Origin of the sequence: Streptomyces sp. CA-249302 (assembly GCF_050936785.1) — a bacterium.
Classification (GTDB): Bacteria; Actinomycetota; Actinomycetes; order Streptomycetales; family Streptomycetaceae; genus Streptomyces.
Genome location: NZ_JBNJMG010000001.1, coordinates 3,898,828 through 3,922,778, shown reverse-complemented (window position 1 = coordinate 3,922,778; position 23,951 = coordinate 3,898,828). Strand labels below are relative to the sequence as shown.

Here is a 23,951-nt window from a genome sequence, read left to right as displayed (position 1 = left end):
GAACGGGCCGCCGAGAACTCGGCGGCCCGCCGCGCGCGCTGGGAGGTCAGCTGTCCTTGGCGCCGTTGCCCGAGAGAACCGGGATGTTGTCCAGGATGTGCGACAGCGGCTCGTCGCCCTTCGCCTGGGTCGAGTTCTCGACACACTGCTGGTTCTGCGGGGCCGACAGGATCGGGATGTCCTGGACACCGACGTTGACCAGGCCGACGACGGACTGCACGTTGCCCTTGAGCGGCAGGCCGACACAGGGCTTGTTCAGCGAGCCCTGGATGAGCGCCATCTGCGGGCTCATGTTGCCGTAGGTGGCCTGGTTGCCGTAGATCTGCTCGGAGCCGTTGCCGTTGGTGGTGGTGACACCGTTGTCGTTGCCGATCGCGAGCGCCGGAGCGGCGGTGGCGGCCGAGACACCGGCGACGGAAGCGGCGATCGCCGCAGCAGCCATAACCTTCTTGATCACTTGCATGGTCCCTTCTGGAGTAACCCCGTCCACCGGAGCGACCTGAACAACTGGCACCGGCCCGCATGGTTGCTCCTGTTCACTCCAATGGCCCATGGAAATCCGGACGGGTGAAGTCGCGTCACCATTTCCCGGATCCCCGGTTGAGGTGGGAGCAGGAATGTGTGCCTCCGTCAGGAAAGGACCGGAGAAATGTTCAAGAAGGCAATGGCTGCTACGGCGGTCGCGGTCTCCGTCGTCGGCGTGTCGGCGACGATCGCCCCCCAGGCGCTGGCCATTGGCAACGACGGCGGCGTCACCACCACCAACGGCAACGGTGCCGCTCAGGTGTACGGCAACGGCGAGACCAAGGGCGCCATGAGCCCGCAGGCCTCGCTGGTCCAGGGCACGGCGAACAAGCTCTGTGTCGGTCTGCCCGCCAAGGCCGACGTGCAGTCCGTCGTCGGCATCATCGCCAACGTCGGTGTCCAGGACATCCCGGTCCTCTCCGCTCCGCAGAACCAGCAGTGCGCGGAGAACTCGACGCAGGCCAAGGGTGACGAGCCGCTGTCCCACATCGTCGACAACGTGCCGGTCCTGTCCGGGAACGGTGCCAAGGACAGCTGACGGCTGACCCCTCGTCAAGAGCCGCCCGGGCGGCCCGCCTTACTCATTCGGGCGGGCCGCCCGAGCTGTTTTCCTGATTTTCTCTACTCCGCCAGAGAAGCGTTTCTGCTCCTTGCGGGTCAAACTGGCAATTCAACACGGGGCGTTCGAGTGAATTATCCCGCGCCTCACGTTCCGTAGTTTCTTCGGCTGTCTATCCCTCGTTTTGCAGCCTGCAGGTCATGCAGTAGGGCGTGACCGCGGAGAAGGGATAGTTCATGAAGAAGACCGCCGCTGTCGTCGCGGGCATGATCATGGCCCTCGGCGTGGCCGCCCCGGCCTTCGCCGACGCCGACGCCCACGGTGCCGCTGTCGGCTCGCCGGGTGTCCTCTCGGGCAACGTGGTTCAGGTTCCGATCCACATCCCGATCAACGTGTGCGGCAACTCGGTCAACGTCATCGGCCTGCTGAACCCGGCCATCGGCAACGAGTGCGTCAACGACTGACGACTTAGCACTCACACACCAGCCGCCCGGCTGTGTCACGGCCGGCCTTGGACGTCTTGTCTCCTTCCAGGGCCGGCTTTTCCCACTTCTTCAAGCAGGAAGACAACGAGATTGCGACAGACCCTGAGCAGGGGAATGGTCGCGGCGGCCGCCGCGACGAGCATCCTGTCCCTGTACGGCGGCGCCCCCGCACTCGCCGACACGCACGCGGGCGGGGCCACCAAGGATTCACCGGGCGTCCTGTCCGGCAACAACGTCGCGGTACCCGTCGACGTCCCGGTCAACGCCTGCGGTGACTCGGTCGACGTGGTCGCCGCGCTCAACCCGACCTTCGGCAACTCCTGTGCGCACGACTCGGGTTCGGGCAAACACCGCTCGCACGAGATGTCGTACGACGACTACGGCTACGGCGATGACGACGACTCGGACGTCACCGGCTACGGCGATCACGGCTACGGCGATCACGGCTATGGCGACCATGGGTACGGCGACCACGGCGGCGGAGGCGGCGGGTACGGAGATCACACGCCCCCGGCGGTGAGCACACGCCCCCAGGTGGTGAGCACACGCCGCCCGGCGGCGGGCACACCCCTCCGGGTGGCGGTGAAAGCACGCCTCCCGGTGGTGGGCACTCCACGCCTCCGGGCGGTGGTGAGTCGACGCCTCCGGGTGGTGGGCACTCCACGCCTCCTGGCGGTGGTGAGTCGACGCCTCCCGGTGGAGGTCACTCCACGCCTCCCGGCGGTGGTGAGTCGACGCCTCCGGGTGGTGGGCACTCCACGCCTCCTGGCGGTGGTGAGAGCACGCCTCCCGGTGGAGGTCACTCCACGCCTCCCGGCGGTGGTGAGTCGACGCCTCCCGGCGGCGGGCACAGCACGCCCCCCGGTGGCGGAGAGACCACACCTCCGCAGCTGCCGCACACCGGCGGTGACGGAGGGGCTCTGCTCGCCGCGTCGGGTGCCAGTGCCGCGATGATCGTGGCCGGGGCCGTGCTGTATCGGCGGGGGCGGCGGGCTGCGGATCATCGGTAGTACGCCAGGTAGTACGCCAGGCAGTGCGACGGGTGCCGGACGGTTTCATGTCCGGCACCCGCGCCGGTTCTACAGGGTCCCGCCCCGCATGGGGACCGGCGCCGCCCCCGCCGTACGACCGCCGACGGACTGACGGCCGATCAGGCCACCGCGCGGCGCCGACCGCAGATGCCGTCGTACGCCCCTCACCAGCGCCCCCGCCGTATAAGTCGCCCCGTGCACGAAGCGCATCGCCGGGCCGTAGCCCGCGGCCGTCACCAGGCCCGCCATGAACAAACCGGGGTACGTCGACTCGAAGTCCCGCCCGACCTCCGGTGAACCGTCCGCCACCGTGCCCAGCGTGGCGCGCAGGTCGGGGGAGAGCAGGTCCAGGCGGTCGCAGGCCGCCGTGAAGCCCGTGGCGGCGATGACGTGTTCCGTCTCCAGGGGCCGGACCCGGCGGCCGGACCCCGCCGAGCGGCCCCTCGTCTCCAGACGTACACCTGCCGGCACCGCACGCGCCGCCGTGACCTCGTGGTCGAGGAGGACCTCGACGGCCGGCTCCACCCGGTCCCGTACCCACCAGGCGCCCGCCGGGCCGAGTGCGTTCGCCGCGATGCGGGCGCGGGTCGGTTCGGGGAGGCGGCGGAAGAGGCCGGGGCGTTCCGAGTAGAACCAGTTGCGCCAGCCGGGGCCCAGGCCGCTGTGCGGGGAGCGGGCCGACTTCCACCACGGGCGTTCCCACGGCGGCGGCACATCGTTCCAGACCAGGCGGTCGGCGCGGGCCAACACCCGTACCCGGGTGCCCTGTTCGGCGAGCAGGGCCGCCGTCTCCAGGGCCGCCTGACCACCGCCGATCACCGTGACGTCCTTGCCGTGGAAGCCCATCAGGTCGCTGTGGTGGCTGCTGTGCGAGACCAGGGCGGAGTCCAGGCCGCGCAGGGCCGCGGGGATCTCGACGAACGGCATCACCCCCACCGCCAGCGCGACCGAACGGGCGTGCAGCACCTCGCCGTCGTCCGTGACCGCCTCGAACCCGCCGGGGCAGGACGCCACCCGGGTCACCGTGCGCTCGTCGACCTCCGGGACGGCATGGCGGGCGAACCACAGCCCGTACTCGGCGAACATCTCCACCGGGATCGGCTCACCGTGCCGGGCGGTCACGCCCCGGCCCTCGCAGTAGACGTCCAGCCGCAGCCGGCCGCCCGGGTCCGAGAGGTTGGAGGCCCACGGCTCCGACTTCAGGAACATGCCCCGGGGCATGTGGTCGCGCCAGGAGGCCATGGGCCGCCCGAAGACACGCAGACGCAGCCCGGCGGCCGCGGCGTGGGACGCGATGGACAGGCCGTACGGGCCCGCGCCCACCACCAGCAGGTCGTACATCAGCAACTGCTCGCTTTCTCGTCGTCGGACAGGTCGGTGAGGGAGGGGGAGACGGGGGGTGCCTGGTGCACCACGTGCGGACGGGGCCGGCCGGTGGAGTCCGGGCGCGGGCCGCGCAGGCGGTCCAGGAGGCGGCCGGAGACGTGGCGCGCCCACAAGGTCCACAGGGCGCGGCCGGGGGCGCGGTCGTCGGGGGCTCGCCAGGCGAGCTCGCGGCCCGCGGGGGAGGGGCGCAGGGCGGCCAGGGGCGCGTAGTTCTCCACGACGAACTCGCGGTCGGGCAGCGGCGCCGAGACCGGCAGCGGACGGTGGGTCAGGTCCAGGTGCTGCGCGCGTACGACGTCCAGGCCGGAGCCGTCGGCGAAGAGGCGGAACTGGGCGCCGGGGCGCGGGTTGAAGTCGAGGAGGTGGTAGCGGCCGGTGGAGCCGCAGCGGCGGAAGTCGAGGTCGAGGATGCCGCGGTAGCCCAGCTCGGCGGTGAGGCGCTCGGCGAGGGCGGTGACCTGGGCGTTGGTCGCCCAGCGGCCCACCGCCGTCAGGCCCGCGCCGCGCGGCCAGGACCGCAGCTTGACGCCGGGTCCGCCGCCGCGGACGGCGCCCGCCCGGTCGACGTAACCGTGGAAGAACCAGTCGCGCTCGGGGCCCGGCGGCAGGAACGCCTGCAGCAGCAGTCGGCTGCCCGCCTCCTCGGTCCGCCGGTACAGCTCGCGCGCCTCCTGCGCCGAGCGCACCACGACCGTGCTGCGCAGGCCGGTCCCGGTCGGCACCAGCCAGGGGCGGCTCCACTTCGCCACCACCGGCAGACCGAGCCGCCAGGCGGCGCTCGCGGCCTGGGCGGGGCTGTCCGGGACCAGCGTCGGCGGGTGCGGGACGTCCAGGGCCGCGCACAGGTCGGCCAGCTCCGCCTTGTCGGCGACGTGCTCGGGCAGCGCGGTCGGCATCGCGGGCAGCAGATAGGCAGGGGCGAGTTCCTCGCGCAGCCGGCCCACCGCGACGGCGCTCGCGTCGTCCATCGGGATCAGTACGGCGGGGCGGGAGATCCGGGCGGCGACCCTTCGCAGCGATACGGCGATCTCGTGCGCGGATGAACCGGGTGGCGGCGGGGGATGCATCTGGCGTACAAATCGGGACCGGGAAACGGGACTTCCCGTGGAATCGGCGACCACATGCACGTCGACCCCCGCTCTGCCGAGCGAGCGCACGGCGCCGAGCGTGCCGTGGTGAAAGGGATTCCGGTCGATCCGCAGCAGAACTGCGGGAACCCGGATGTCAAACAGCGACACGGTCATCAATTTCTTCTCACTCGTTGGCCGTAACGGCGGTGGCGTAATTCCTGTTCATATGACTGAGTGTCAGTAACCGGATCTCAGTAACCGGATCTCAGAAAGGAGCGGGCATGGACCGAAAGAAACGACGTCCTCGGTCCCGTCGGCTGGCCGTCGTCGCGGCGACCGTCGCCGCGTCCGCCGTACTGGCCTCGGGTACGGGGTTCGCCTCGGGGGTGGTGCGGGTCGCCGACCCGCCCGCTCCGACGCCCACGACTCCCGCGCCCGCGGTCCCCGCGCAGCCGACTCCCGTCCCGCCGAAGCAGGACACTCCGGCCTTCGGGGCCTTCCTCAACTCCGACGGGCGGGGCGTGGCGAGCATGCCCGCGCTGAGCGCCTGGCTGGGCGGCGCCGAACTGCGCGTCGGGCACACCTATCTGCCCGGCAACAGCTGGACCGACATCGAGGGGCCCCCGGGCATCCTCAACGTGTGGGCGGACTGGCGGACCGAGAAGGCCGACCGGATGCTCGTCCTGAACGTGCCGATGCTGGACCGCAACGAGGACGGCGTCTCCGACTTCCGGGTGCGCTCGCTGCTCCGGCAGGGCGCGGCCGGCGCGTTCGATCAGCACTTCAAGGCCCTGGCCGAGCGGCTGGTCGAACTGAAGGTGCCGGACACGGTGATCGTGCTCGGCTGGGAGATGAACGGCACCACGTACACCTCTCGCTGCGGGCCGGACCCGGAGGCCTGGAAGAAGTACTGGAACAGGATCGTCACCACCATGCGTTCGGTGCCGGGCCAGAAATTCCGGTTCGACTTCACGCCGACCCGCGGCCGGGACGCCGTTCCCTGGACGCAGTGTTATCCGGGTGACGACACGGTCGACATCATCGGCATGGATTCGTACGACCAGCCGTCCGGGCTGACGTTCGATCAGCAGGTGAAAGAGCCCTACGGACTCCAGGAACACGTGGACTTCGCCAAAACCCACGGCAAGCCCATTTCCTATCCCGAATGGGGACTCTTCCGCAACGGCGACAACGCCGAATACATGAAGCGGATGCTCGCCTGGATGGACGAGCACAAACCGCTCTACAACACGCTCACCGACTACTGCCCGCACGGTGTGTGGCAGTGCGGGGCCAACCCGAAGTCGTCCGCGGTCTACCGTTCGGTCCTCTTCGGCCGCACAGACGACCCGACCCCGACTCCGACCCTGCCCCCGACTCCGGAGCCGACCAAGCCGACGCCCACTCCGACGCCGACCCCGACGCCCGTGCACCCGCCCAACTGCTCGCCGATCGACCTCGGTGACTGGGTCGAGTACTGGCTCGGCGGGAAGCTGTGCCTGCGCTTCGACTGGTGGTCGCGCAGCCGGTGAGCCCGGCGCGGTGGCGGCGGCCGGATCACGGTCCGCCGCCACCGCGCTCCCTCCACTTCCGCACGAGCTGCTTGCCCCGCCCGCGGGCGGCCACGTCACAGACGGCCGCCGCCAGCAGCGGGGCGGTGCGGCGCCGGGCCAGCAACAGCCGCTGGTTCACGACGGGTTCGGGCCGCCAGTGGTGTTTGTACGGCTCGTTCCCGCGCAGCAGGCTCAGCGTGCCGCGCGCATGCCGGGTGCACGCGTCGAGCAGCATCACCGCCACGTCCGCCTTGCGTTCGCGCAGACACGGATGGGCGCCGTACAGATAACCGCCCGCCAGGCACCGCGACAGCAGCGTCAGGTCGACGGCCACCACGTCCTCGTCGAGCCGGAATTCGGTGACCACCGCGTCCCCGGCGGCGACCATCGGCCCGACCGCCCGCACCAGGTGCGTGCCGAACCGCTCCCGCAGGTGCTCGGACGTCACCTTCCGTCCCTGCCACTGGAGTTGGTGGAGTTCCAGCAGCCGGCGCAGCGCCTTGTCCACCTCGTCGGGCTCGACCACGTGCCGCTCGACGCCGAGCGCGGAGAGCTTGCGGAGCTTGGCGCGCACCCGCTGGGCCTTCGCCGAGGGCAGGCGGGCGACCAGTTCGTCCATCGGTACGGCGGGCAGCTCCAGGCAGGTCGAGTCGGCCACCCGGCGGCGCGGCCCGCGCCAGCGGTCGTAGACCCGCTCGGCCGCCCCGCCCGGCCGCACCTCGCGCAGGTCGACGAGGGCGGTGCGGGCGCAGGCCGCGAGTCCCTCGGTGAGCGCGGCGACGGCCGGCTCGCCGCGCCCGTCGTCCAGCAGGACGTCCCCGTAGTCGGAGATCGCCCCGCCGAGCGGTACCAGCGCGGGCACCGGACGCCGTACGAGCATCAGCGGTGCGGCGCCTACGAGTTCACCGTCCTCCCGCACCAGGACCAGGCGCAGCCGGCCGGGACTGCCGTACGAGAGCCACCAGGAGTGCAGCCAGGCGTGGCTCTGGAACGGGGTCGCGGTGGCGCAACTGCCTTGCAGGCGGGCCCAGTCGGGGCCGAGTCCGGCGAAGGCGGTCTCGTCGGTGACGAGTTCGGTCGTGTACGTCACAGCTGGCCGTGGGCTTCGGCGGCGACGGCCGGTCCCGGCACCGGGGCCGGGCGCGCGGTCCCGCCGGTCGTGCGCCGGGGCCGGACCAGCAGCACAAGCCCGCCGAGCAGCCCGCCCGCGCTCGCGCCCACCAGACCGGTCACCGCCGGGGAGGCCGATGAGGGAGCGGTCGGCTTGGTGGCGCGGGCGAAGCTCTGGAGCTCGACGTGGGTGTCGTCCTTGGTGTCGTTCGCGTGCCGGGTCAGGGCACGGGAGACGGCGTTGGCCATGTCGGCGGCCAGGTCGGGGCGGGCGGAGGTGGCGGTGATCGCGACCATCGGCGCGTCCGGCGAGGTCGCCGTCTGCACGCTCGACTGGAGCGTCTTCACCGGAACCCCGGCCCACACCTGAGCGTCCCCGAGCACCGCGAGCTGGGTGGCGACCCGGCCGTATGCCTGCGCGAAGCCCAGCGCGGACGCCGGGTCGGACTTCGCGGTCGGTACGGCGACGACGTAACTGGTGGCCGTGTAGGTGGCCGGCTTCGCGATGCCGTAGCCGCCGCCGAGCAGGCCGCCGGCGAGGACGCCGGCCGCGAGCAGGGTCCAGGGCGGCAGGGTGCGGGCGAGGGCGGCCGGGCGGCGCGATGCGGTGGGGTTCTCGGTCATGAGGAACTGGCTCCCTGGAGTGACGGGGACGACGAAGGGGACACCGCGGCCGTGTACACGCCCATGAGCTGGGCGGCGCTGCGGGTGATGCAGTAGTGGCGGGCCGCGTCGGGGACGGTCCGCGGGCCCGGCTCGTGTGCGCGGGACGCGGCGATGGCCGCGGCGAACTCCGCTGCCCCGCCGGTGACTTGGCGGGCGGTACGGGCCGCGTGCGCGGGCAGGTCCTCGATCGCCGGGCAGGAGGTGTAGAGCACGGGCAGTCCGGCGGCCAGCGCCTCGACGATCGCCAGGCCGAAGGCCTCCTCGGGGGAGGGCGAGGCGAGCAGGTCCATCGCGGCGGCGAGGGAGGGCAGGTCGGGTCCGGGGGTGCCGTCCGGGACGTAGGGGCGTTCGCCCGCGAAGAGCACCCGGTCGGCGACGCCGGCCTCGTGGGCGGTGCGGCGCAGGAGGTTCTCCTCAGGGCCGCCGCCGACCAGCAACAGCCAGTGATCGTCCGGGAGCCCGGCGAGGGCGTGGATGAGGACGTCGAAGCGCTTGCCGGGTGCCAGGCGTCCGACGGCGCCGATGACGTACGCGTCTTCGGGCAGCCCGAGCCGGCGGCGGGTCCGGTGGCGGCGGACCGGGTCGAAGCCGAAGCGGGTCAGGTCGATGCCGTTCGGGACGACCTCGATCCGGGGGGCCGGAACGCCCCAGCGGCGGAGCCGGTCGGCGACCGTGGGGGAGACGGCGACGGTGGAGCGGCCCAGGCGCTCGCTGGCGAGATACAGCGAGCGCACCCCGCGCGAGAGCCTGCGGCCCTCCATCTGGGAGTCGCCCAGGGAGTGTTCGGTGGCGACGATCGCGCGGACGCCCGCGAGACGCGCGGCGAGGCGGCCGTAGACACAGGCGCGGTAGAGGTGGGTGTGCACGAGGTCGTAGCCGCCGGTGCGGATGAGGCGGGTCAGGCGGGGCAGGGCGGCCAGGTCGCGGTTGCCGGCCATGCCGAGGTGCACGACCCGGACGCCGTCGGCGACCAGGCCGTCGGCGACCGCGCCCGGGTTGGTGAGCGTCACGACGTCCGCCTCGACCGGCAAGTGCCGCAGCAGCAACCGGAGTTGCTGCTCGGCGCCGCCGACGCCGAGGCCGGTGATGACGTGCAGGGCGCGCACCTCAGACCCCCTCGACGGGGCGCCGGCGCAGCCGGTGCAGCCGGTGCTTGAGGAAGAGGCGTCCGGCGTGGTCGTTCTGGCCGATGTGCACGCGGGGGAGGGCGTGCGGGCCGTTGAGGGGGCCGGGGTCGATGGCGCAGGCGTAGGCGTAACCGGCGTCCCGGACGGCGTCCACCGCACGCTCGTCGATCGTGCCGTACGGGTAGCAGAACCCGGCGACCTGAGCGCCCGTCAACTCCTCCAGTACGGCCCGGCTTTCGTAGACCTCGGCCTCCAGCGTCGCGTCGTCCGCCTTCGTCAGGTCCAGGTGGGTGAGGCCGTGCGAGCCGATCTCGATGCCCTCGGTGGCCGCGTGCCGGATGCCGTCGGCGGTGAGCAGCGGCTTGCGCGGGCCCTGCGGGTCCCAGGCGTTGTCGCCGCCGAGCCGGCCCGGCAGGACGAAGAGGGTGGCGCCGTGGCCGTAGTGCCGGAGCAGCGGCAGGGCGTTGTCGACGAAGTCGGCGTACCCGTCGTCGAAGGTGAGCGCGACCAGGTCCCGCCCCTCGCCACGGGCCCGGGCGGCGAGCAGCTCGGCCATGGAGACGCCCCGCAGCCGCCGCCGGCGCAGCCAGCGCAGCTGCTTCTCCAGCCGCTCGGGCGTGACCGTGATGCGGTACGGGTCGTCGGAGCAGTCCCCCACGGAGTGGTACATCGCCACCCACGGGACGGGGCCCGGGGCGAGACGTCTGCCGGTGTCTACGGAGTCAACGGCCATGCGAGAGCCTTCGTGTGACGGTGCGTACGGAACGGAGTGCGGGAGTGAAACCCTCGGCGCGCAGAGCCACGCCGAGCAGGACGAAGACGGTGAGGACGGTGGCCGCGCCGGCCGCCAAGGCGGGCAGGGGGGACTCGGTCCGCAGGGCGGTCGCGTGTGCGACGAACGCCCCGGCGACCGTCGCGACCACCGCGGCGCGCACCGGCTTGGACAGCTCCGCCAGCACCCGGCGGGTGCGGATCGGGACGCTCCTGGGGCCCAGGCCGGCCAGCAGCAGGACGGCGGTGACGGTGATGCCGGTGGCGTTGGCGACAGCGATGCCGTCGACGCCCCAGGAGTGCACGGTCAGGGCGCCGATCCAGGAGGTCACGACGATGCCGGCGGCCATCGCGCCGACCGGGTACCAGGTCGGCCGCCCCGCCGAGAAGTACGACCGGACGAGCACCCCGACCAGCGTCTGGCCGAGCAGCCCGAGGGCGTACACCCGCATCACGCCCGCCGTCGCCGCCGTGTCCCTCGCGGTGAACGCGCCCCGCTGGAAGAGGAGTTCGACGATCTGCGGGGCACAGGCGATCACCGTGGCCGCACCGAGCAGCACCACACAGGCGGCCAGCGCGAGATCCCGCTCCACCCGGGTGCGGGCCGTCTCGGTGTCGCCCTCGGCCAGCGCCCGGGCCACCACCGGGAAGGTGACCGTGCACAGCATCAGCGACAGCACCATCGGCATCTGGGCGACCTTCTGCGCGTAGTTCAGATGCGAGATGGCACCGGCCGGGAGGTGCGAGGCGAGGAAACGCTCGATGAGGACCTGCGACTGCCGGCAGAGCGCGAAGAGGAGGACGGTGGCCACGAGCGCGAAGTCGATGGGGCGGGACCCGGACTCGGCAGGAGCCGCCACGCTGTCCTCGGCAGTGACCCGCCCCCGCAACTGCCGCCACAACGACGGCAGTTGTACGACGACCATCAGGCACCCGCCGACCGCCACCCCGGCCGCCGCCGAGCGCACGCCCCAGCGGCCGCCGAGCACGAACATCCCGGTGATGATGCCGGTGTTGTAGGCGACGTAGATCGCGGCGGGGGCGAGGAACCGGCGGTGGGCGCGGAGTGCGGCGCTGCAGTAGCCGGCCAGGCCGAAGCTGAGGACGCAGGTCGCCGTGAGGCGGGTGCAGTCGACGGCGAGCGCGGGGTCGGGCAGACCCGGGGCGAGGGCCTCGACCAGCTGCGGGGCGATGCCTACGAGCAGGGCGCCGACGGCGACGAAGGCCAGCGACAGCCGCGGCAGCGTGGCGCCGACCAGGGCCCGGACGGGGTCGCCCGGGGCGCCCTGGGCCCGGCGGGCCAGCGCCAGGCTGAACGCCGGGATCAGCGCGAAGGCCAGCCCGTCCTCGATGAGCAGCGTGGCCGCGAACTCCGGCACGGTCCAGGCGACCAGAAAGGCATCGGTGTCACTCCCGGCCCCGAACAACCGGGCCAACGCCTGGTCCCGCACCAGCCCGAGCAGCGCCCCGGCGACGGAGAGCACGGCGGTGACGAGGGTGGCCTTGGCGAGGAAGCGGCGGGAGACGGGGGCGAGTCCGGTGACGTCGTCGGTCCGGGCCCGCGCCGGAGGTACGGTCGCCGCACCTTCGGCACCGGCCCGCGGAGTCCGGGAGGGCGTCACCGTCATCGCGTCACGGCCTTCTCGGCGGGCTCGGGAACCGGGACCGTCGCCGCCGGAGTCTCCGGCCGGTCGGCCCCGACCAGCGACCACCAGGCCACCACCCCGAACACCACCGCCGTGAGCACGGTTGACGGCCCGCCGATGTCGGCGTAGGCGAAGTCGATCAGCTGCCAGATCAGCAGCCCGCACGCGACCAGCGCGCAGTCGAGGCCGGCCCCCGAGCCCCGCGCGCGCCACAACCCCCGCAGCCCGCACGCCAGGAGCACCAGCCAGCTGCCCGCCAGGGCGAGCAGGCCGATCAAGCCCTGTTCGGCGAGGACGAGGAGGTACATGTTGTGCGGGGAGAGCAGCGGCTGCTTTCGGTACGCCGCGCCCGCGCCCTCGGTGTCGCTGCCCGACGAGAGGGCCAGCGAGGCATGTCCGTCCCGGTACTCGGGGAAGCCCTTCAACCCGACGCCGGTGAGCGGCTGTTGGCGCCACATGCCGACCGCCGCCGCCCACATGGTGTACCGGTCGGTCACCGACTGGTCCGGCGCGTCCGTGACCTGCGTGATGCTGTCGATCCGCTCCTGAAGCATCGCCGAACCGACCCCGAAGCCCCCCACCAGCACCACGCCCGCCGCGACCGCGACCGCCGCCACCTTCAGCGCCCGCCGCAGCCCCGCCAGCACCAGCTGCACGGCGCAGGTGGCGGCGGTGGCGATCCACGCCCCGCGGCTGAAGGAGAGGGCGAGGGGGAGGAGCAGGGCCAGCGCGCAGGAGGCGGCAACCGCCCGCTGCCTTACGGAAGTCCGGCCCAGCGCCAGCCCCAGCGCGCACACCAGGCCGAAGGAGACGACCGTCGCCATGCCCATCACGTCCGTCGGCCCGAAGGTGCCGACCGCCCGGATCTCCTCGCCCTGGTACGAGGCGCCGGTCCCGGTGACGTACTGGTGGACGCCGATCGCGCCCTGCCAGCCGGCCAGGGCGACGAACGACCAGGCGAGGAGCCGGAAGTCGCGGCGGCCGCGGACCAGGAGGAGGACGGCCGCGGGGACGAGGACGAAGATCTGGAGGTAGCGGCCCATGCCGGTGATCCCCGCGCCCGGCGAGGACGCCCCCATCGCGGCGACCGCCAGACCCAGCACCGGCAGGCCCAGGACGGCCGCGGCCGTGCGGGACAGGGGGCGCCGGCGGTCCCGTACCAGCCGGATCGCGCAGTACAGCACCACCAGCGCGGAGACGGCGTCGGCCGGGCCCGCGCCGCTCTCCCCGGCGGGCGAGATCGGCAGGCCGAGCAGCACGATCACGGCGATCGCCGGGAGGACCGGGGGCCACTCGCGCGCCCGGGGCAGGGACAGTGCCTGGCTCATCGGCGGTCAGCTCCCCGTCGGACGCACGAGCGCGGCCGCGGTGCGCAGCAGGATGCAGATGTCCTGCCACAGCGACCAGTTGTCGATGTAGGCGTTGTCGAAGCGGGCTCGGTCCTCGATCGAGGTGTCGCCGCGCAGCCCGTTGATCTGGGCGAGCCCGGTGATGCCGGTCTGCATCCGGTGGCGGGCCGCGTAGCCCGGGTGGGTCTGGCTGAACTTGCCGACGAAGTACGGGCGTTCGGGCCGTGGGCCGACCAGGCTCATGTCGCCCCAGAAGACGTTCCACAGCTGGAGCAGCTCGTCCAGCGAGGTGCGGCGCAGGAAGCGGCAGAACCACGACATGCGGTGCTCGTCGGCCACGCTCCAGCGGGTCGCCGACTCGACCTCGTCGACCGGGCGGTGGGTGCGGAACTTCAGCAGCGTGAAGGGGCGCCCGTTCCGGCCGATGCGCTCCTGCCGGAAGACCACACCGGGCCCGTCGGTGACCCGCAGCCACACCGCGCACACCAGCAGCACCGGGCTGACCAGCAGCAACAGCGTGCCGGAGACCGCGATGTCCAGCGCCCGCTTGCCGCGGCTGCCGCGCCGGCGCCCGTACCCCATGTCGAGCCGCCGGCAGGCGAACCCGGCGAGCTGCTCCCGGCTCGCGTACGACGGGGAGTCCGCGTCGACCTCCCACACCGCGCACCCCGACTCGGCGAGCGCCCGCAGCAGCGGCCCCTGCTGGGTCCGTACCGACGGGTGTACGGCGAGCACGTCCCGTACGCCGTTCTGGATGAGCGCCCGCTGCACCTCCTGACCGGTCGTCAGGACCGGTAGCCCGTCGGCGCCGTCGGGGTGTTCGGCCACGATGCCGACCGGGAGCACTCCGCAGCGCGGATGGCGCAGGACGGCGGCCGAGACGCGCTGGGCGGTCGCCGCCGGGCCGATGACCAGGGCGGTGCGGGGGCGGCTGAGCAGGGCGGTGCGGCGGCGCCAGTGCGCCAGACCGCGGCCGGCGCAGCTCGCCGTGCACTGGAGCAGGAAGCCCACGACCAGGGTGTGGGCGGAGAGCGCGTGGTGGGGGGCGTACGCGGCGACGAGCGCCGCCAGCGCCATCCAGGCGACCGCGATCCGGCCGCAGACGGCGGGGAGTTCGTCGAGGACGCCGGGGGCCGGTCTCGGCGGATGCGGGCGCAGCAGCATCGACGCGGCGACCAGCAGGGCCAGCAGCAGCGGGCGGTGCTCGGCGCCCGCGAAGGCGACGGCGCCGAGCAGCGCGGCGACCAGGTCCGCGGCGAGCAGCGGCACCGGGGAGGCGGGCCGGGCCGGCGGGCGGCGGGCCGGGAACCGGAAACCGGCGGTGGTGCCGCGCGCGGGCATGACCGAGACGGGCGAGAATCCGAGATCCCGTGCTTGCCCACCGGGCGAGGGGACCGTACTTTCCGCAGTCACGAGTGGATGGACTCCCTGCACTCGGAGGGCACGGCGGGCATCGCGGACGCGTCGGCGAGCAGGTCGCGGTACACGCCCGCCACCGCCTCGGCCGCGTGCCGCACGTCGTGCGTGGACAGGACGTAACGGCGCCCCAGATGGCCGAGCGACTCGCGCAGCAGCGGATCGAGCAGCAGCGCGGCGACGGCGGAGGCGAGGTCCGTCGGTTCCCCGGGGGGCACCAGACAGTGCGACGCGAGCTCCGGCGGCAGGCTCTCGCGCGCCCCGTCCACGTCCGTCACCACCACCGGGCGGCCGCAGGCCATCGCCTCCAGGGGCGCCAGGGCCATGCCCTCCCAGCGGGAGGGGAGGACCACCAGGTCGGCGGCCTGGTACCAGGGGGCCGCGTCGGGGACGGCACCGGCGAGGATCACCGACTCCGGGGCGCGGGAGCGGAGTTCGGGCAGATCGGGGCCGTCGCCGACCAGCACGAGACGGGCGTCCGGCACCTTGTCGTGCACGGCGTACCAGGCGTCCAGCAGGACGTCCTGCCCCTTCTGCCGGCACAGCCGCCCGACGCACACCACCAGGGGCGCCGCCGGATCGACGTCGGGGAGGAGTGTCGCCCGTACGGTGTCCACCGCGGCGGGGTGGAAGCGCTCGGGGTCGATGCCGTTCGGCACGACCGCCCACCGGCCGGCGATACCGGCGCGCACGCCGGTCGCGCGCTCCGCCTCGCTCACGCACACCACCCGGGAGGCCCAACGCGCCCCCCACCGCTCCCACTTCAGCGCCAGCGCCGCCATGCCCCCGTCGACCGCCTCGAACGACCAGGCGTGCGGCTGGAACACCGTGGGGATCCGCCCGCGCACCGCCAGCCGCCCGGCCAGCCCCGCCTTCGCGCTGTGCGCGTGCACCAGATCGGGCCGTACGTCCTCGACCACGCGAGCCAGACGGCGTACCTCTCGAACGAGTGTCGGACCCGGCGAGCGGGTCGCCCGCCAGTGCCGTACGTCGGCGCCCAGCGACCGCAGTCCGGCCGCCAGCGGGCTCTCCGGACAGGCCACCGTGACGTGCAGGCCGGCCGCGAGCTGGGCCCGCGCCAGGTCCGTCACGACACGGGCGACCCCGCCGTCCACCGGCTGGGTAACGTGCAGGACCCGGGGCCGGGGGCCGGGTGGTGACTGGTGCATTGCGCGGTTTCCTCGCTCACGGGTAAGCCTCGGGACTGCCGGCGGGAACGCGCCTCACTGCTGTGCGTCGACGGCGACGAAGAGCGCCCCGGCCCACGCCGCGTCCCGCTGGGAAACGAGCCGGACGGCCAGCTGGTCACCACCGCGTCCCAGAGCCCCGCCGAGATCGAACACATCGGAGTCGTAGCCGAGCGTGTTCGAGTACGCCGGCTCGCGCCGGGCGGGAGTCGCGCCGGGCTCGGTGATCGTGGAATTCAGCACGTCGGCACCGGGGTTGGCGGAGTCGGTCAGCACGGTGGCGGCCCGGCCGCCGGTCGACACGGTGAGCGAGTCGCCCGTACGGCCGCGGTCGCCGTCGTACGCGACCAGGCCGGCGCGGCCGCCGGCGCCCTTGGGGATGCGCACCCCGCGCAGCGACAACTGCCGGCCGGCGCCCAGGGTGTCGAAGCCGTCCCAGAGGGCCAGTCGGCGCAGGGGCTCGGCCGGGTTCTCGTACGCCACGACCAGCGTCCAGCCGCCCCACGCCCCGGCGGCCGACCTGCCCATCGCCACGTTGACCTGCGCCACCGTGTACAGGCCCGAACGGCTCGCCTTCACCAGCTCGGTGACGTCCGCCGAGGCCTGGAAGGCGTCCGCGCCCTGGGCCACCCGGTGGCCGACCACCGTGTCCGCCAGCACCGCCTTGTACTCGCCGCCGGGCTCCGCGATCAGCACCCGTCCGTCGTCCTGCGGCGGCTTCTGCTCGCCCACCCGCAGGTTGCCGCCCCAGTACAGGCGCGCGTACGTCACCTGCGCGCCCTCCGGCAGCCGGAGTTCGGCGCGGGAGGAGTTGTAGGTGTTGGGGTCGCGGTCGACGTCGACGTAGAACATGTCGAAGTCGCCGTTGGCCGCGGTCGCGCCCTCACGGGCGGAGAGGCAGGACGGGGCGGCCTCGCGGGTGGTGACGGTGCGGCAGCTGATGGCCGAGTTGGCCGCGCGGACGATCCCGCCGTGCTGAAGCGCGTGGTAGCGCTCGGCGAACGGCAGGCGCTCGGCCTCGGGGGAGGGAGCGACCGGGGCGGCGGCACACACCGGAGCGCACAGCACTCCCAGGGCAAGAACGCCCACCGTCGCACGGCGCAGCAGCGGACCCGGGGAAATGCGCATGACCGGCCTTGCCCTTTCAGAGGTAATTCATGAATGCGATTGGCTGGCTATAGGGGTGGGTCGGGAGGTGCGCAACTGTAGTCGCTATCCGTATTAATGCGGAGAAACCGGGCAAGTGTGTCGGAATGGTGAAGCTCAGCATGTCGGGGGATCACCCCATTGGCGGCACAACCCACGCGGGCGTCACGCGTTGACACAGCGCCGGGCGTCCGCCCGGATGTTTGTGTCAACCCCCAAGGAGCACCTCTCCATGTCGCGTATCGCGAAGGGCCTGGTCCTTTCCTCCGCTGCCGTCGTGGCCGTCGCCGGCGGTGCCGGTATCGCCTCCGCCGACAGCGACGCGCACGGCGCTGCCGCCCACTCCCCGGGCGTGCTGTCGGGCAACGTCGTCCAGGTTCCGGTCCACGTGCCGGTCAACGTCTGCGGCAACACCGTCAACGTGATCGGTCTGCTGAACCCCGCGTTCGGCAACGAGTGCGCCAACGACTGACGTCGGCTGACGCGTTCGCCTCAGGCGCGCAACCCCTTTGCCGGCCGTCCTCCCCTGGTTCCTGCCACGGGAGGGCGGCCGGTTCGCGTTGCCCCGGATGGGCTACCGCTCGTAGTCGCTCGGTTGCAGGGCATGGTGAGCGCTTTCACGGTGGATACAAGGTCCCTCGCACCACCGAAAGGAACACCCATGCGTGCTCTGCCCGCACGGCGTATCGCGTCCTCCGCTCTCTGCGCCGCCCTCCTCGTCGGGATCGCCGCACCGGCCGCCGTCGCGGTCGACCGCGTCCCGGTCCGGGAGCAGCGCGTCAAGGCCGCGGCCGATGCGCCCGTCCCCGGCGCGGACGCGCTCCTCGCCCAGGTGAAGGGCCTGGGTGACCTCGGCACGGTCCTCACCCCGGTCACCGACCTGCTCAACGCGGTGCTCAAGGCGGACAACGGCCAGCTCCCGGCCGCCGACGCCGACTCGCTCGGCAAGGCCGTCACCGACGCCATCGCCAAGGTCACCGCCGCGGCCCCGGCCACCCCGGCCACGGCCGCGACACCGGCGACCCCCGCGACCCCGGCGCTGCCCAGCACGCCCGCGCTGCCGAGCACCCCCGCGCTGCCGAGCACCCCCGCGCTGCCGAGCACCCCCGCGCTCCCCAGCACGCCGGCCCTGCCCAGCACCCCGGCGCTGCCCACGCTGCCGTCCCTCACCCGGAGCGGCGACGACGCCAAGGCGCCGGCCGCCGACCTCAAGGGCGACGCGCTGGCCGCGCTCCAGAAGGCCGTCGACACGCTGCTGAAGGCGGTCACCTCCGGCGACGTCACCCAGGTCGTCCCCGCCGTCACCGGCGTGTTGACGGGCCTCGTCAACGTCCTCGCCGCCACCCTCCTCGGCGGCGGCCTGCCGGCCCCGAGCCTGGCCGGCCTGCCCGCCCTGCCGAGCCTCCCGGTGGCGGCCCCCGCGCTGCCCGTCGCCCCTCCCGCGCTCCCGGTCCCGCTGCCCACCGGATGACGTAGCGGCGGAATTCCGTACGGCCGTCGGGCCGATCCTTTCCGGGTCGGTCCGACGGCCTTTGTCGTGGGGTCATTCATATGAGGATGGGAAACGCCGATTAGACACACCGTTCATTCGGGTGGGGGCGCAGAAAGTTTCTGCTCACGGGGTTTCCGGTGCGGCCGTCAATCGTTGGGCACGTCGTCAGAATTCCCTCTGGTGACATGAGTTGCCGAAGAAAGGAACGCGATGAAGTCCCTGAAGGCTGCCGCCGTCGTTGCCGGTACCGTTGCCCTCGCCGGCGCCGCCGCGCCCGCGTTCGCCTACAACGCCTCCGACGTGACGCCCACCAGCCTCAACGGCGCTGTCAACACGCTCACCAGTGGGCACCTGGACCCGGTCGACTCGGCGATGCCGCTTCAGCACCAGTCGAACGCGCTCGACACCGAGAACAAGGACTCCCTGCTCAGCACCGTCAAGGGTGCGACCGCCGCGCTGAACAACAACGGCGGGCTGCTCGGCGGGCTTCCGCTCCAGCACTGAACTCCCGCTCGGCGTGGGCCGGTTCCGGATGTCGGGAACCGGCCCTCGGTGTTGTTCGACGCGCGTCCCTCGTTCGTGTGGACAGGGCGGGGGCGATCCCCCGGTCGGGTGAGAACGCGCCCGGCCGCCTTCCGAGGCGTCGATAAGGTCGCGCGGTGACCTCAACCTCAAGTGAAACCCGCCCCTTCAACGCCGCCGACCTGGGCACTCTCGTCGTCATGGCGTGGAGCGGCGAGGCCCCCGACGGCGACATGCCCTACCTCCTGGCCTACCCCCTCGGCGACGCCCCGGCCGGCCCCGAGGCCGCGTCGGCCGCCGTCGCCGGGCTGCTGAAGACGAGCGGTCTGCCGATCGGCGGGGAACTCGTCGACGCCGCCGCCCGGCCGAGCCTGCCGGTGAGCATGCTCGTCGAGGCCGGCACGGCCGTCGTCACCCTGCCGGGCTGCAACGCCCAGTGCACCCCGCCCCCGGAGTGGCTCGCCGCCGTCGGCGAACGCGGCTACGCCTACCTGGTGTTCACCACCCGCCCCTGGCCCGAGGCCGAGCCGGGCAAGCCCGTCGACCCGGAGGAGTTCGCCGCCTTCGCGGGCGCGGAGGAGACCCTCACCGCCGCCGCACACGTCGTCCTGCCGGCGCGCAAACTCCGCGGCTGACGGTCGTGGCCGCGGGAGCGCGCACCGGGGAGCGGACGCGCGCCGGGGGCGCCGGTGCCGGGTTCGCTCTGCTGCTGGTGATCACGGGCGCGGCCGGGCTGCTGGCCTCCTGGGTCATCACCCTCGACAAGTTCAAGCTGCTCGAGGACCCGAACTTCACCCCCGGGTGCAGCCTCAACCCCGTCGTCTCCTGCGGCAGCGTGATGAAGAGCGACCAGGCCTCGGCCTTCGGGTTCCCCAACCCGATGCTGGGCCTGGTCGCCTACGCCGTCGTGATCTGCGTCGGCGTCGGCCTCCTGGCGGGCGCCGCGTTCCCCGGCTGGTACTGGCTGGGCCTCGACGCCGGGTGCCTGTTCGGCGTCGGGTTCGTGTCCTGGCTCCAGTTCCAGTCGCTGTACCGGATCAACGCGCTGTGCCTGTGGTGCTGTCTGGCCTGGGTCGCCACGATCCTCATGTTCTGGTACGTGACCTCGTATGCCGTACGACGTCAATTCCTGCCCGCGCCAAGGTGGTTGAGGGAATTCCTCGGCGAATTCACCTGGGTGCTGCCGCTGTTGCACATCGGGATCGTCGGGATGCTGATCCTGACCCGTTGGTGGGACTTCTGGACAAGCTGACAACTGCTGCACCCGGGGGAATCTTGAACTGATGGCGTCGGCAGTCTCGTTACTCGGTACGCACGCAGAGCCCGCCGAAAACGCGAAAGGGACCGTACCCCTGATGAAGTCGACCACCCGAGGAACCATCGCCGCCGTCATCACGGGCGTCGCGGCCGCCATGGGCGCCGCCGCGAGCCCCGCCGCCGCGGTCGGCACGGTGCCCGTCCCCGTGCCGCTGGAGGGCGCCGAGCAGTCCCTCGGCATGGAACTGCCCAAGATCGGCGGAGAGATCCCGCTGCCGATGCCGGGCAAGCCCGACGGGCCCCGGTACGTCGAGGGCCGCCTCATCCCGGAGCACGTCCTGCCGCAGCTGCCGGTCACCGGCGGGCTGCCCGGCGCGGGTCTGCGCGCCCCCCTGCCGCACATCCTCGGCGACCAGTTCGACCACGTCGGTGTCGCCACCCCTGCCTCCGACCTGCGCACCCTCGCCCCCGGCCTGAACCTGGACGCTCCCCTGAGCCCGCCCAACCCCAACAACGGCCTCCCGGAGCCGAAGCTCCCCGAGGTGGGCGTCCTCGCGCCGGTGCTCCAGACGGTGCCGGCGGCCAACCTGGGCCTGGGCCCGGGTCTGTAGGCGCCGTACGACGGAAAGAACTCTGCGGGTCCGGGCCCTGGCGACGGTCCGGACCCGCCGTCATGTCCCATCTCCCCTTCTCTCCCTCGCCCCCTTCTCTCCCTCGCCTCTTCTCTCCCTCTCCCCTTCTCCTCGTCCTCTCTTGGCCGACCGATGGTGACCGTGCGGGCCCGAGGGCGGTTAGCGCTGCTGAGGATCGAACCCGAGCGCACGAGGAGCAAGCCATGGTTGTCAGCGCAGGCGGAGTGCCGGTGGGCGCGGAGCACGAGGCGACGAGACCGGGGACGCGGCGGGACGTGCTGCGCGGGCTGCTGGCCCCGGCCGTCGTGCTGGCCCTGGCCCCCGTCGTCGCCGCCTCCCGGCCCGCGCGCCGCGAGCCGCGCCCCGGTGAGGACGTCGCTTTCGACGAGACGTACCACGGCCGCCGTATCCAGGGATTCAGGACGACCGCCACCGAGGACGGCCGCGCCTTCGACGGCGAGCAGTGGCAGGTCACCGTGGACGGGCGCCCGCTGCATCTGATGCGCCGGGCCGACGGCACCTGGCTGAGCATGGTCGACCACTACCGCTCGTATCCGACGCCCCTGGAGGCGGCACGCGCGGCCGTCGACGAGATGGGGCCGGGGGAGCAACTGCGCGACATGGCGCCGGGGCCGATGAGCGGCGAGCGGATGGACATGGGGGGACACATCCACATGGGGGGCGACCATGGCGTACACGCGTAAGGACGTCAGCGCGCTGACGAGCGCCGAGAAACGGCGGTTCGTGAAGGCGATGCTGGAGGTCAAACGGCGTGGCCAGTACGACGAGTTCGTGCGGATGCACATCGAGTACTACACCTCCGACGGTGAGGACGGTCTGCGTACGGCGCACATGGCGCCGTCCTTCCTGCCCTGGCACCGGCGCTTCCTGCTGGAGCTGGAGAAGGCGCTGCGCAAGGTGGACCCGTCGGTGACCGTGCCGTACTGGGACTGGACCCGGGAGCGTTCGAAGACGGCCGTGCCCTGGACGAAGGACCTGCTCGGCGGCAACGGGCGCTCCTCGGACCACCAGGTGACCACCGGGCCGTTCGCCTACGCGGCCGGCAACTGGACCATCAAGGAGGGCATCACCGACGGGGAGTTCCTCACCCGGGACCTCGGACGTGCCCGCGACCCGATCGCACTGCCCACCAAGGACGAGCTGGAGTCGGCGCTGGCCGAGCCGGTCTACGACTACTCGCCCTGGGACTCCACGGTCACCAGGGGGTTCCGCAACCGGCTCGAGGGGTGGGGGACCGGGCGGGGCAGCGTCGCCTGGCGCAACCACAACCGCGTGCACCGCTGGGTCGGCGGCGCCATGCTCGGCGGCGCCTCCGTCAACGACCCCGTCTTCTGGCTGCACCACGCCTTCATCGACCTTCAGTGGTACCGCTGGCAGCGACGGCACGGGGGCGCCCGCTATCTGCCGGCCAACCCGCCGGGCCCCGGCGACGAGCAGCACGAGCGGATCGTGGCCCGGCGTCAGAAGATGCCGCCGTGGGACGTGACGCCGGACTCGCTGGAGGACGTGAGCCGGATCTACCGGTACGCCTGACCACCGGGTTCTCTGCTTCCGTACACGGGAAGAGCCCCGGCGCTCGAGGTGCCGGGGCTCTTTCTCGGGTGGGGAAGGCTCAGTTGCCGTACCCGTAGCCACCGTGCTTGTCGTGGTCGCTGACGTTGGCGCAGTGGTTGCCGAAGGCCGGGTTCAGCAGGCCGATCACGCTGACGGTGTTACCGCAGACGTTGACGGGGATGTGGATCGGGACCTGGACGACGTTGCCCGACAGCACGCCGGGCGAGCCGACGGCCTCGCCCTGGGCGCCCGCGTCCGCCATGGCCAGGCCGGCGCCGCTGACGACGACGGCACCGGTGCCGAGCGCGACGGCGGCGACCTTCGCGATGCGAGACATCACGTTCTCCTTTTGACTCGGGGAGTGCGCCGGCACCACTCGCCGCCGCACTCCCCCTTCAACGCGCCCGCTGACGGAGGGTCACGCCGTTCATCGGTGCATCACCCTTTTTGAACCCCTCATGACCACCCGGTCGAGTCAGCCGAGCCGCCGCACGGGTGTTCCGTCGAGGAACGCGCGAATGTCCGCCACGGCCTCTCCGTAGTACGTCTCGTAGTTCGCCCGTGAGACATAGCCCAGGTGGGGCGTGGCGAGCAGGCGGGGCGCGGTGCGCATCGGGTGGCCGGCGGGCAGGGGTTCGGCATCGAACACGTCCACGCCCGCGCCGGCGATACGGCCCTCGTGCAGGGCGGCGAGCAGGGCGTCCTGGTCGACGATCGCGGCGCGCGAGGTGTTGACGAGGTGGGCGGTGGGCTTGAGGAGGGCGAGTTCGGCGGGCCCGAGCAGTCCGCGGGTGCGGTCGCTCAGCGCCAGGTGGACGGTGACGAAGTCGCTGTCGGCCAGCAACTCCTCCTTGGACGCGGCGAGTCGGACGCCCACCTCGTCGGCGTACTCCTTGGTCAGGTTCTGGCTCCAGGCGCTGACGTGCATGCCGAAGGCGAGGCCGACGTGCGCGACCCGGCTGCCGATCTTCCCGAGACCGAGGATGCCGAGGTGACGGCCGTGCAGATCGGCGCCGACCGTCTGCTGCCAGGGGCCGCCGGAACGCAGGGCGTTGGTCTCCTCGACCAGGCCGCGGGCGAGGCCCAGGATCAGTGCCCACGTCAGTTCGACGGGCGGGGTCGAGGTGCTCGCCGTGCCGCACACGGTGACGCCGTGCGCCTCGGCGGCGGCGTAGTCGATGACGGTGTTGCGCATGCCGGAGGCGACGAGCAGCTTCAGCCGGGGCAGGCGGGCGAAGAGCGAGGCCGGGAAGGGAACGCGTTCGCGCAGGGTGACGACGATGTCGAAGTCGGCGATGGCGGCGGCCAGTTCGTCCTCGGTGCCGAAGTGCTCCGGGAAGGAGACGGTCTCCACCTCGCCGGCCACGGGTGACCAGTCGGCGAGCTCGGTCGCCACCTGCTGGAAGTCGTCGAGCACAGCACAGCGGAGCCGCACGGTGGGTCCCT

The 23,951-nt window shown here is 72.6% G+C and carries 27 protein-coding genes; 13 read left to right on the top strand and 14 right to left on the bottom strand.

Going from position 1 to position 23,951, the window contains the following annotated elements:
- Positions 1-46: 46 nt before the first annotated feature.
- Positions 47-457, bottom strand: coding sequence for a rodlin (locus tag ACQEWB_RS17550; protein WP_432831932.1), 411 nt, complete (start codon positions 455-457; stop codon positions 47-49).
- Between the two features lie 192 nt (positions 458-649).
- Between ACQEWB_RS17550 and ACQEWB_RS17545 the strand changes: the two genes are divergently transcribed.
- The 4 genes from ACQEWB_RS17545 (at position 650) to ACQEWB_RS17530 (ending at position 2,579) form a co-directional block, all read left to right on the top strand.
- The gene (locus tag ACQEWB_RS17545; protein ID WP_432831930.1) at positions 650-1,063 is read left to right on the top strand and encodes a rodlin; all 414 of its coding nucleotides are present in this window, start codon (positions 650-652) and stop codon (positions 1,061-1,063) included.
- Positions 1,064-1,320: 257 nt separating this feature from the next.
- Positions 1,321-1,548: a chaplin gene (locus ACQEWB_RS17540; RefSeq protein WP_432831928.1), complete on the top strand. Its 228-nt coding sequence runs from the start codon at positions 1,321-1,323 to the stop codon at positions 1,546-1,548.
- 111 nt (positions 1,549-1,659) lie between these two features.
- Positions 1,660-2,523 (top strand): chaplin, encoded by an 864-nt coding sequence (locus tag ACQEWB_RS17535; protein WP_432831927.1) that lies wholly within the window; start codon positions 1,660-1,662, stop codon positions 2,521-2,523.
- Positions 2,490-2,579, top strand: coding sequence for a hypothetical protein (locus ACQEWB_RS17530; RefSeq protein ID WP_432843865.1), 90 nt, complete (start codon positions 2,490-2,492; stop codon positions 2,577-2,579). The genes ACQEWB_RS17535 and ACQEWB_RS17530 overlap by 34 nt, the downstream gene beginning before the upstream one ends.
- A 69-nt stretch (positions 2,580-2,648) precedes the next feature.
- On the opposite strand, the gene ACQEWB_RS17525 is transcribed toward ACQEWB_RS17530, so the two are convergent.
- Positions 2,649-3,941 carry an NAD(P)-binding domain-containing protein gene (locus ACQEWB_RS17525; protein WP_432831926.1) on the bottom strand — a complete coding sequence of 431 codons (1,293 nt, stop codon included), beginning with the start codon at positions 3,939-3,941 and terminating at the stop codon, positions 2,649-2,651.
- Complete coding sequence (locus ACQEWB_RS17520) at positions 3,941-5,230, bottom strand: ATP-grasp domain-containing protein (protein WP_432831924.1); 1,290 nt, start codon at positions 5,228-5,230, stop codon at positions 3,941-3,943. Before ACQEWB_RS17520 ends, ACQEWB_RS17525 begins: the two co-directional genes overlap by 1 nt.
- A gap of 107 nt (positions 5,231-5,337) precedes the next feature.
- Here ACQEWB_RS17520 and ACQEWB_RS17515 point away from each other — a divergent pair, with 107 nt between their 5' ends.
- Entirely contained in the window at positions 5,338-6,588 is a 1,251-nt protein-coding gene (locus ACQEWB_RS17515) for a glycoside hydrolase family 26 protein (protein ID WP_432831922.1), read from the top strand.
- A 25-nt stretch (positions 6,589-6,613) separates the two neighbouring features.
- On the opposite strand, the gene ACQEWB_RS17510 is transcribed toward ACQEWB_RS17515, so the two are convergent.
- From ACQEWB_RS17510 to ACQEWB_RS17470, 9 genes are read right to left on the bottom strand one after another with little or no spacing between them, the layout of a single operon-like run.
- Positions 6,614-7,699 (bottom strand): GNAT family N-acetyltransferase, encoded by a 1,086-nt coding sequence (locus ACQEWB_RS17510; RefSeq protein WP_432831921.1) that lies wholly within the window; start codon positions 7,697-7,699, stop codon positions 6,614-6,616.
- Positions 7,696-8,343, bottom strand: a complete 648-nt coding sequence (locus ACQEWB_RS17505; RefSeq protein WP_432831919.1) for a lipopolysaccharide biosynthesis protein — start codon at positions 8,341-8,343, stop codon at positions 7,696-7,698. Before ACQEWB_RS17505 ends, ACQEWB_RS17510 begins: the two co-directional genes overlap by 4 nt.
- Positions 8,340-9,491 carry a glycosyltransferase gene (locus tag ACQEWB_RS17500; RefSeq protein WP_432831917.1) on the bottom strand — a complete coding sequence of 384 codons (1,152 nt, stop codon included), beginning with the start codon at positions 9,489-9,491 and terminating at the stop codon, positions 8,340-8,342. The genes ACQEWB_RS17505 and ACQEWB_RS17500 overlap by 4 nt, the downstream gene beginning before the upstream one ends.
- A gap of 1 nt (position 9,492) precedes the next feature.
- Positions 9,493-10,245, bottom strand: coding sequence for a polysaccharide deacetylase family protein (locus ACQEWB_RS17495; RefSeq protein WP_432831915.1), 753 nt, complete (start codon positions 10,243-10,245; stop codon positions 9,493-9,495).
- On the bottom strand, positions 10,235-11,911 hold the full coding sequence (locus tag ACQEWB_RS17490) for a lipid II flippase MurJ (protein WP_432831913.1): 1,677 nt from the start codon (positions 11,909-11,911) through the stop codon (positions 10,235-10,237). Before ACQEWB_RS17490 ends, ACQEWB_RS17495 begins: the two co-directional genes overlap by 11 nt.
- Positions 11,908-13,257: an O-antigen ligase family protein gene (locus tag ACQEWB_RS17485; protein WP_432831911.1), complete on the bottom strand. Its 1,350-nt coding sequence runs from the start codon at positions 13,255-13,257 to the stop codon at positions 11,908-11,910. Before ACQEWB_RS17485 ends, ACQEWB_RS17490 begins: the two co-directional genes overlap by 4 nt.
- 6 nt (positions 13,258-13,263) lie before the next feature.
- On the bottom strand, positions 13,264-14,691 hold the full coding sequence (locus tag ACQEWB_RS17480) for an exopolysaccharide biosynthesis polyprenyl glycosylphosphotransferase (protein WP_432831909.1): 1,428 nt from the start codon (positions 14,689-14,691) through the stop codon (positions 13,264-13,266).
- Entirely contained in the window at positions 14,688-15,863 is a 1,176-nt protein-coding gene (locus tag ACQEWB_RS17475; protein WP_432831907.1) for a glycosyltransferase, read from the bottom strand. The genes ACQEWB_RS17480 and ACQEWB_RS17475 overlap by 4 nt, the downstream gene beginning before the upstream one ends.
- Before the next feature lie 54 nt (positions 15,864-15,917).
- Positions 15,918-17,009 (bottom strand): DUF3344 domain-containing protein, encoded by a 1,092-nt coding sequence (locus ACQEWB_RS17470; protein ID WP_432831905.1) that lies wholly within the window; start codon positions 17,007-17,009, stop codon positions 15,918-15,920.
- 250 nt (positions 17,010-17,259) lie between these two features.
- Here ACQEWB_RS17470 and ACQEWB_RS17465 point away from each other — a divergent pair, with 250 nt between their 5' ends.
- The 8 genes from ACQEWB_RS17465 to ACQEWB_RS17430 all read left to right on the top strand — a co-directional run bounded on the left by ACQEWB_RS17465 (position 17,260) and on the right by ACQEWB_RS17430 (position 22,484).
- Positions 17,260-17,499, top strand: coding sequence for a chaplin (locus ACQEWB_RS17465; protein WP_432831903.1), 240 nt, complete (start codon positions 17,260-17,262; stop codon positions 17,497-17,499).
- Positions 17,500-17,688: 189 nt separating this feature from the next.
- The gene (locus ACQEWB_RS17460; protein WP_432831902.1) at positions 17,689-18,498 is read left to right on the top strand and encodes a hypothetical protein; all 810 of its coding nucleotides are present in this window, start codon (positions 17,689-17,691) and stop codon (positions 18,496-18,498) included.
- Positions 18,499-18,729: 231 nt separating this feature from the next.
- A complete protein-coding gene (locus ACQEWB_RS17455) occupies positions 18,730-19,023 on the top strand; it encodes a hypothetical protein (RefSeq protein WP_242758928.1) in 294 nt (97 codons plus the stop codon).
- A 155-nt stretch (positions 19,024-19,178) separates the two neighbouring features.
- Positions 19,179-19,676, top strand: coding sequence for a DUF5949 family protein (locus ACQEWB_RS17450; protein WP_432831901.1), 498 nt, complete (start codon positions 19,179-19,181; stop codon positions 19,674-19,676).
- Between the two features lie 5 nt (positions 19,677-19,681).
- Positions 19,682-20,293: a vitamin K epoxide reductase family protein gene (locus ACQEWB_RS17445; RefSeq protein WP_432831900.1), complete on the top strand. Its 612-nt coding sequence runs from the start codon at positions 19,682-19,684 to the stop codon at positions 20,291-20,293.
- Between the two features lie 103 nt (positions 20,294-20,396).
- Positions 20,397-20,909, top strand: a complete 513-nt coding sequence (locus ACQEWB_RS17440) for a hypothetical protein (protein ID WP_432831899.1) — start codon at positions 20,397-20,399, stop codon at positions 20,907-20,909.
- 224 nt (positions 20,910-21,133) lie between these two features.
- Positions 21,134-21,634, top strand: a complete 501-nt coding sequence (locus ACQEWB_RS17435; protein ID WP_432831898.1) for a tyrosinase cofactor — start codon at positions 21,134-21,136, stop codon at positions 21,632-21,634.
- Complete coding sequence (locus ACQEWB_RS17430; protein ID WP_432831897.1) at positions 21,618-22,484, top strand: tyrosinase family protein; 867 nt, start codon at positions 21,618-21,620, stop codon at positions 22,482-22,484. The genes ACQEWB_RS17435 and ACQEWB_RS17430 overlap by 17 nt, the downstream gene beginning before the upstream one ends.
- A 79-nt stretch (positions 22,485-22,563) precedes the next feature.
- Here the strand turns inward: ACQEWB_RS17430 and ACQEWB_RS17425 are convergent, their stop codons facing one another.
- Positions 22,564-22,842 (bottom strand): chaplin, encoded by a 279-nt coding sequence (locus tag ACQEWB_RS17425; RefSeq protein WP_432831896.1) that lies wholly within the window; start codon positions 22,840-22,842, stop codon positions 22,564-22,566.
- A gap of 138 nt (positions 22,843-22,980) precedes the next feature.
- The gene (locus ACQEWB_RS17420; RefSeq protein WP_432843863.1) at positions 22,981-23,940 is read right to left on the bottom strand and encodes a D-2-hydroxyacid dehydrogenase family protein; all 960 of its coding nucleotides are present in this window, start codon (positions 23,938-23,940) and stop codon (positions 22,981-22,983) included.
- Positions 23,941-23,951 lie beyond the last annotated feature (11 nt).

Excerpts from the sequence above, each read along its gene's own strand:
- ACQEWB_RS17460 (WP_432831902.1), top strand. The coding sequence starts at position 17,689 with ATGCGTGCTCTGCCCGCACGGCGTATCGCGTCCTCCGCTCTCTGCGCC.
- ACQEWB_RS17435 (WP_432831898.1), top strand. The coding sequence starts at position 21,134 with ATGGTTGTCAGCGCAGGCGGAGTGCCGGTGGGCGCGGAGCACGAGGCG.
- ACQEWB_RS17485 (WP_432831911.1), bottom strand. The coding sequence starts at position 13,257 with ATGAGCCAGGCACTGTCCCTGCCCCGGGCGCGCGAGTGGCCCCCGGTC.
- ACQEWB_RS17540 (WP_432831928.1), top strand. The coding sequence starts at position 1,321 with ATGAAGAAGACCGCCGCTGTCGTCGCGGGCATGATCATGGCCCTCGGC.
- ACQEWB_RS17425 (WP_432831896.1), bottom strand. The coding sequence starts at position 22,842 with ATGTCTCGCATCGCGAAGGTCGCCGCCGTCGCGCTCGGCACCGGTGCC.
- ACQEWB_RS17490 (WP_432831913.1), bottom strand. The coding sequence starts at position 11,911 with ATGACGGTGACGCCCTCCCGGACTCCGCGGGCCGGTGCCGAAGGTGCG.
- ACQEWB_RS17465 (WP_432831903.1), top strand. The coding sequence starts at position 17,260 with ATGTCGCGTATCGCGAAGGGCCTGGTCCTTTCCTCCGCTGCCGTCGTG.
- ACQEWB_RS17545 (WP_432831930.1), top strand. The coding sequence starts at position 650 with ATGTTCAAGAAGGCAATGGCTGCTACGGCGGTCGCGGTCTCCGTCGTC.
- ACQEWB_RS17455 (WP_242758928.1), top strand. The coding sequence starts at position 18,730 with ATGAAGTCCCTGAAGGCTGCCGCCGTCGTTGCCGGTACCGTTGCCCTC.
- ACQEWB_RS17470 (WP_432831905.1), bottom strand. The coding sequence starts at position 17,009 with ATGCGCATTTCCCCGGGTCCGCTGCTGCGCCGTGCGACGGTGGGCGTT.
- ACQEWB_RS17515 (WP_432831922.1), top strand. The coding sequence starts at position 5,338 with ATGGACCGAAAGAAACGACGTCCTCGGTCCCGTCGGCTGGCCGTCGTC.
- ACQEWB_RS17430 (WP_432831897.1), top strand. The coding sequence starts at position 21,618 with ATGGCGTACACGCGTAAGGACGTCAGCGCGCTGACGAGCGCCGAGAAA.
- ACQEWB_RS17495 (WP_432831915.1), bottom strand. The coding sequence starts at position 10,245 with ATGGCCGTTGACTCCGTAGACACCGGCAGACGTCTCGCCCCGGGCCCC.
- ACQEWB_RS17520 (WP_432831924.1), bottom strand. The coding sequence starts at position 5,230 with ATGACCGTGTCGCTGTTTGACATCCGGGTTCCCGCAGTTCTGCTGCGG.
- ACQEWB_RS17440 (WP_432831899.1), top strand. The coding sequence starts at position 20,397 with ATGAAGTCGACCACCCGAGGAACCATCGCCGCCGTCATCACGGGCGTC.
- ACQEWB_RS17475 (WP_432831907.1), bottom strand. The coding sequence starts at position 15,863 with ATGCACCAGTCACCACCCGGCCCCCGGCCCCGGGTCCTGCACGTTACC.
- ACQEWB_RS17525 (WP_432831926.1), bottom strand. The coding sequence starts at position 3,941 with ATGTACGACCTGCTGGTGGTGGGCGCGGGCCCGTACGGCCTGTCCATC.
- ACQEWB_RS17505 (WP_432831919.1), bottom strand. The coding sequence starts at position 8,343 with ATGACCGAGAACCCCACCGCATCGCGCCGCCCGGCCGCCCTCGCCCGC.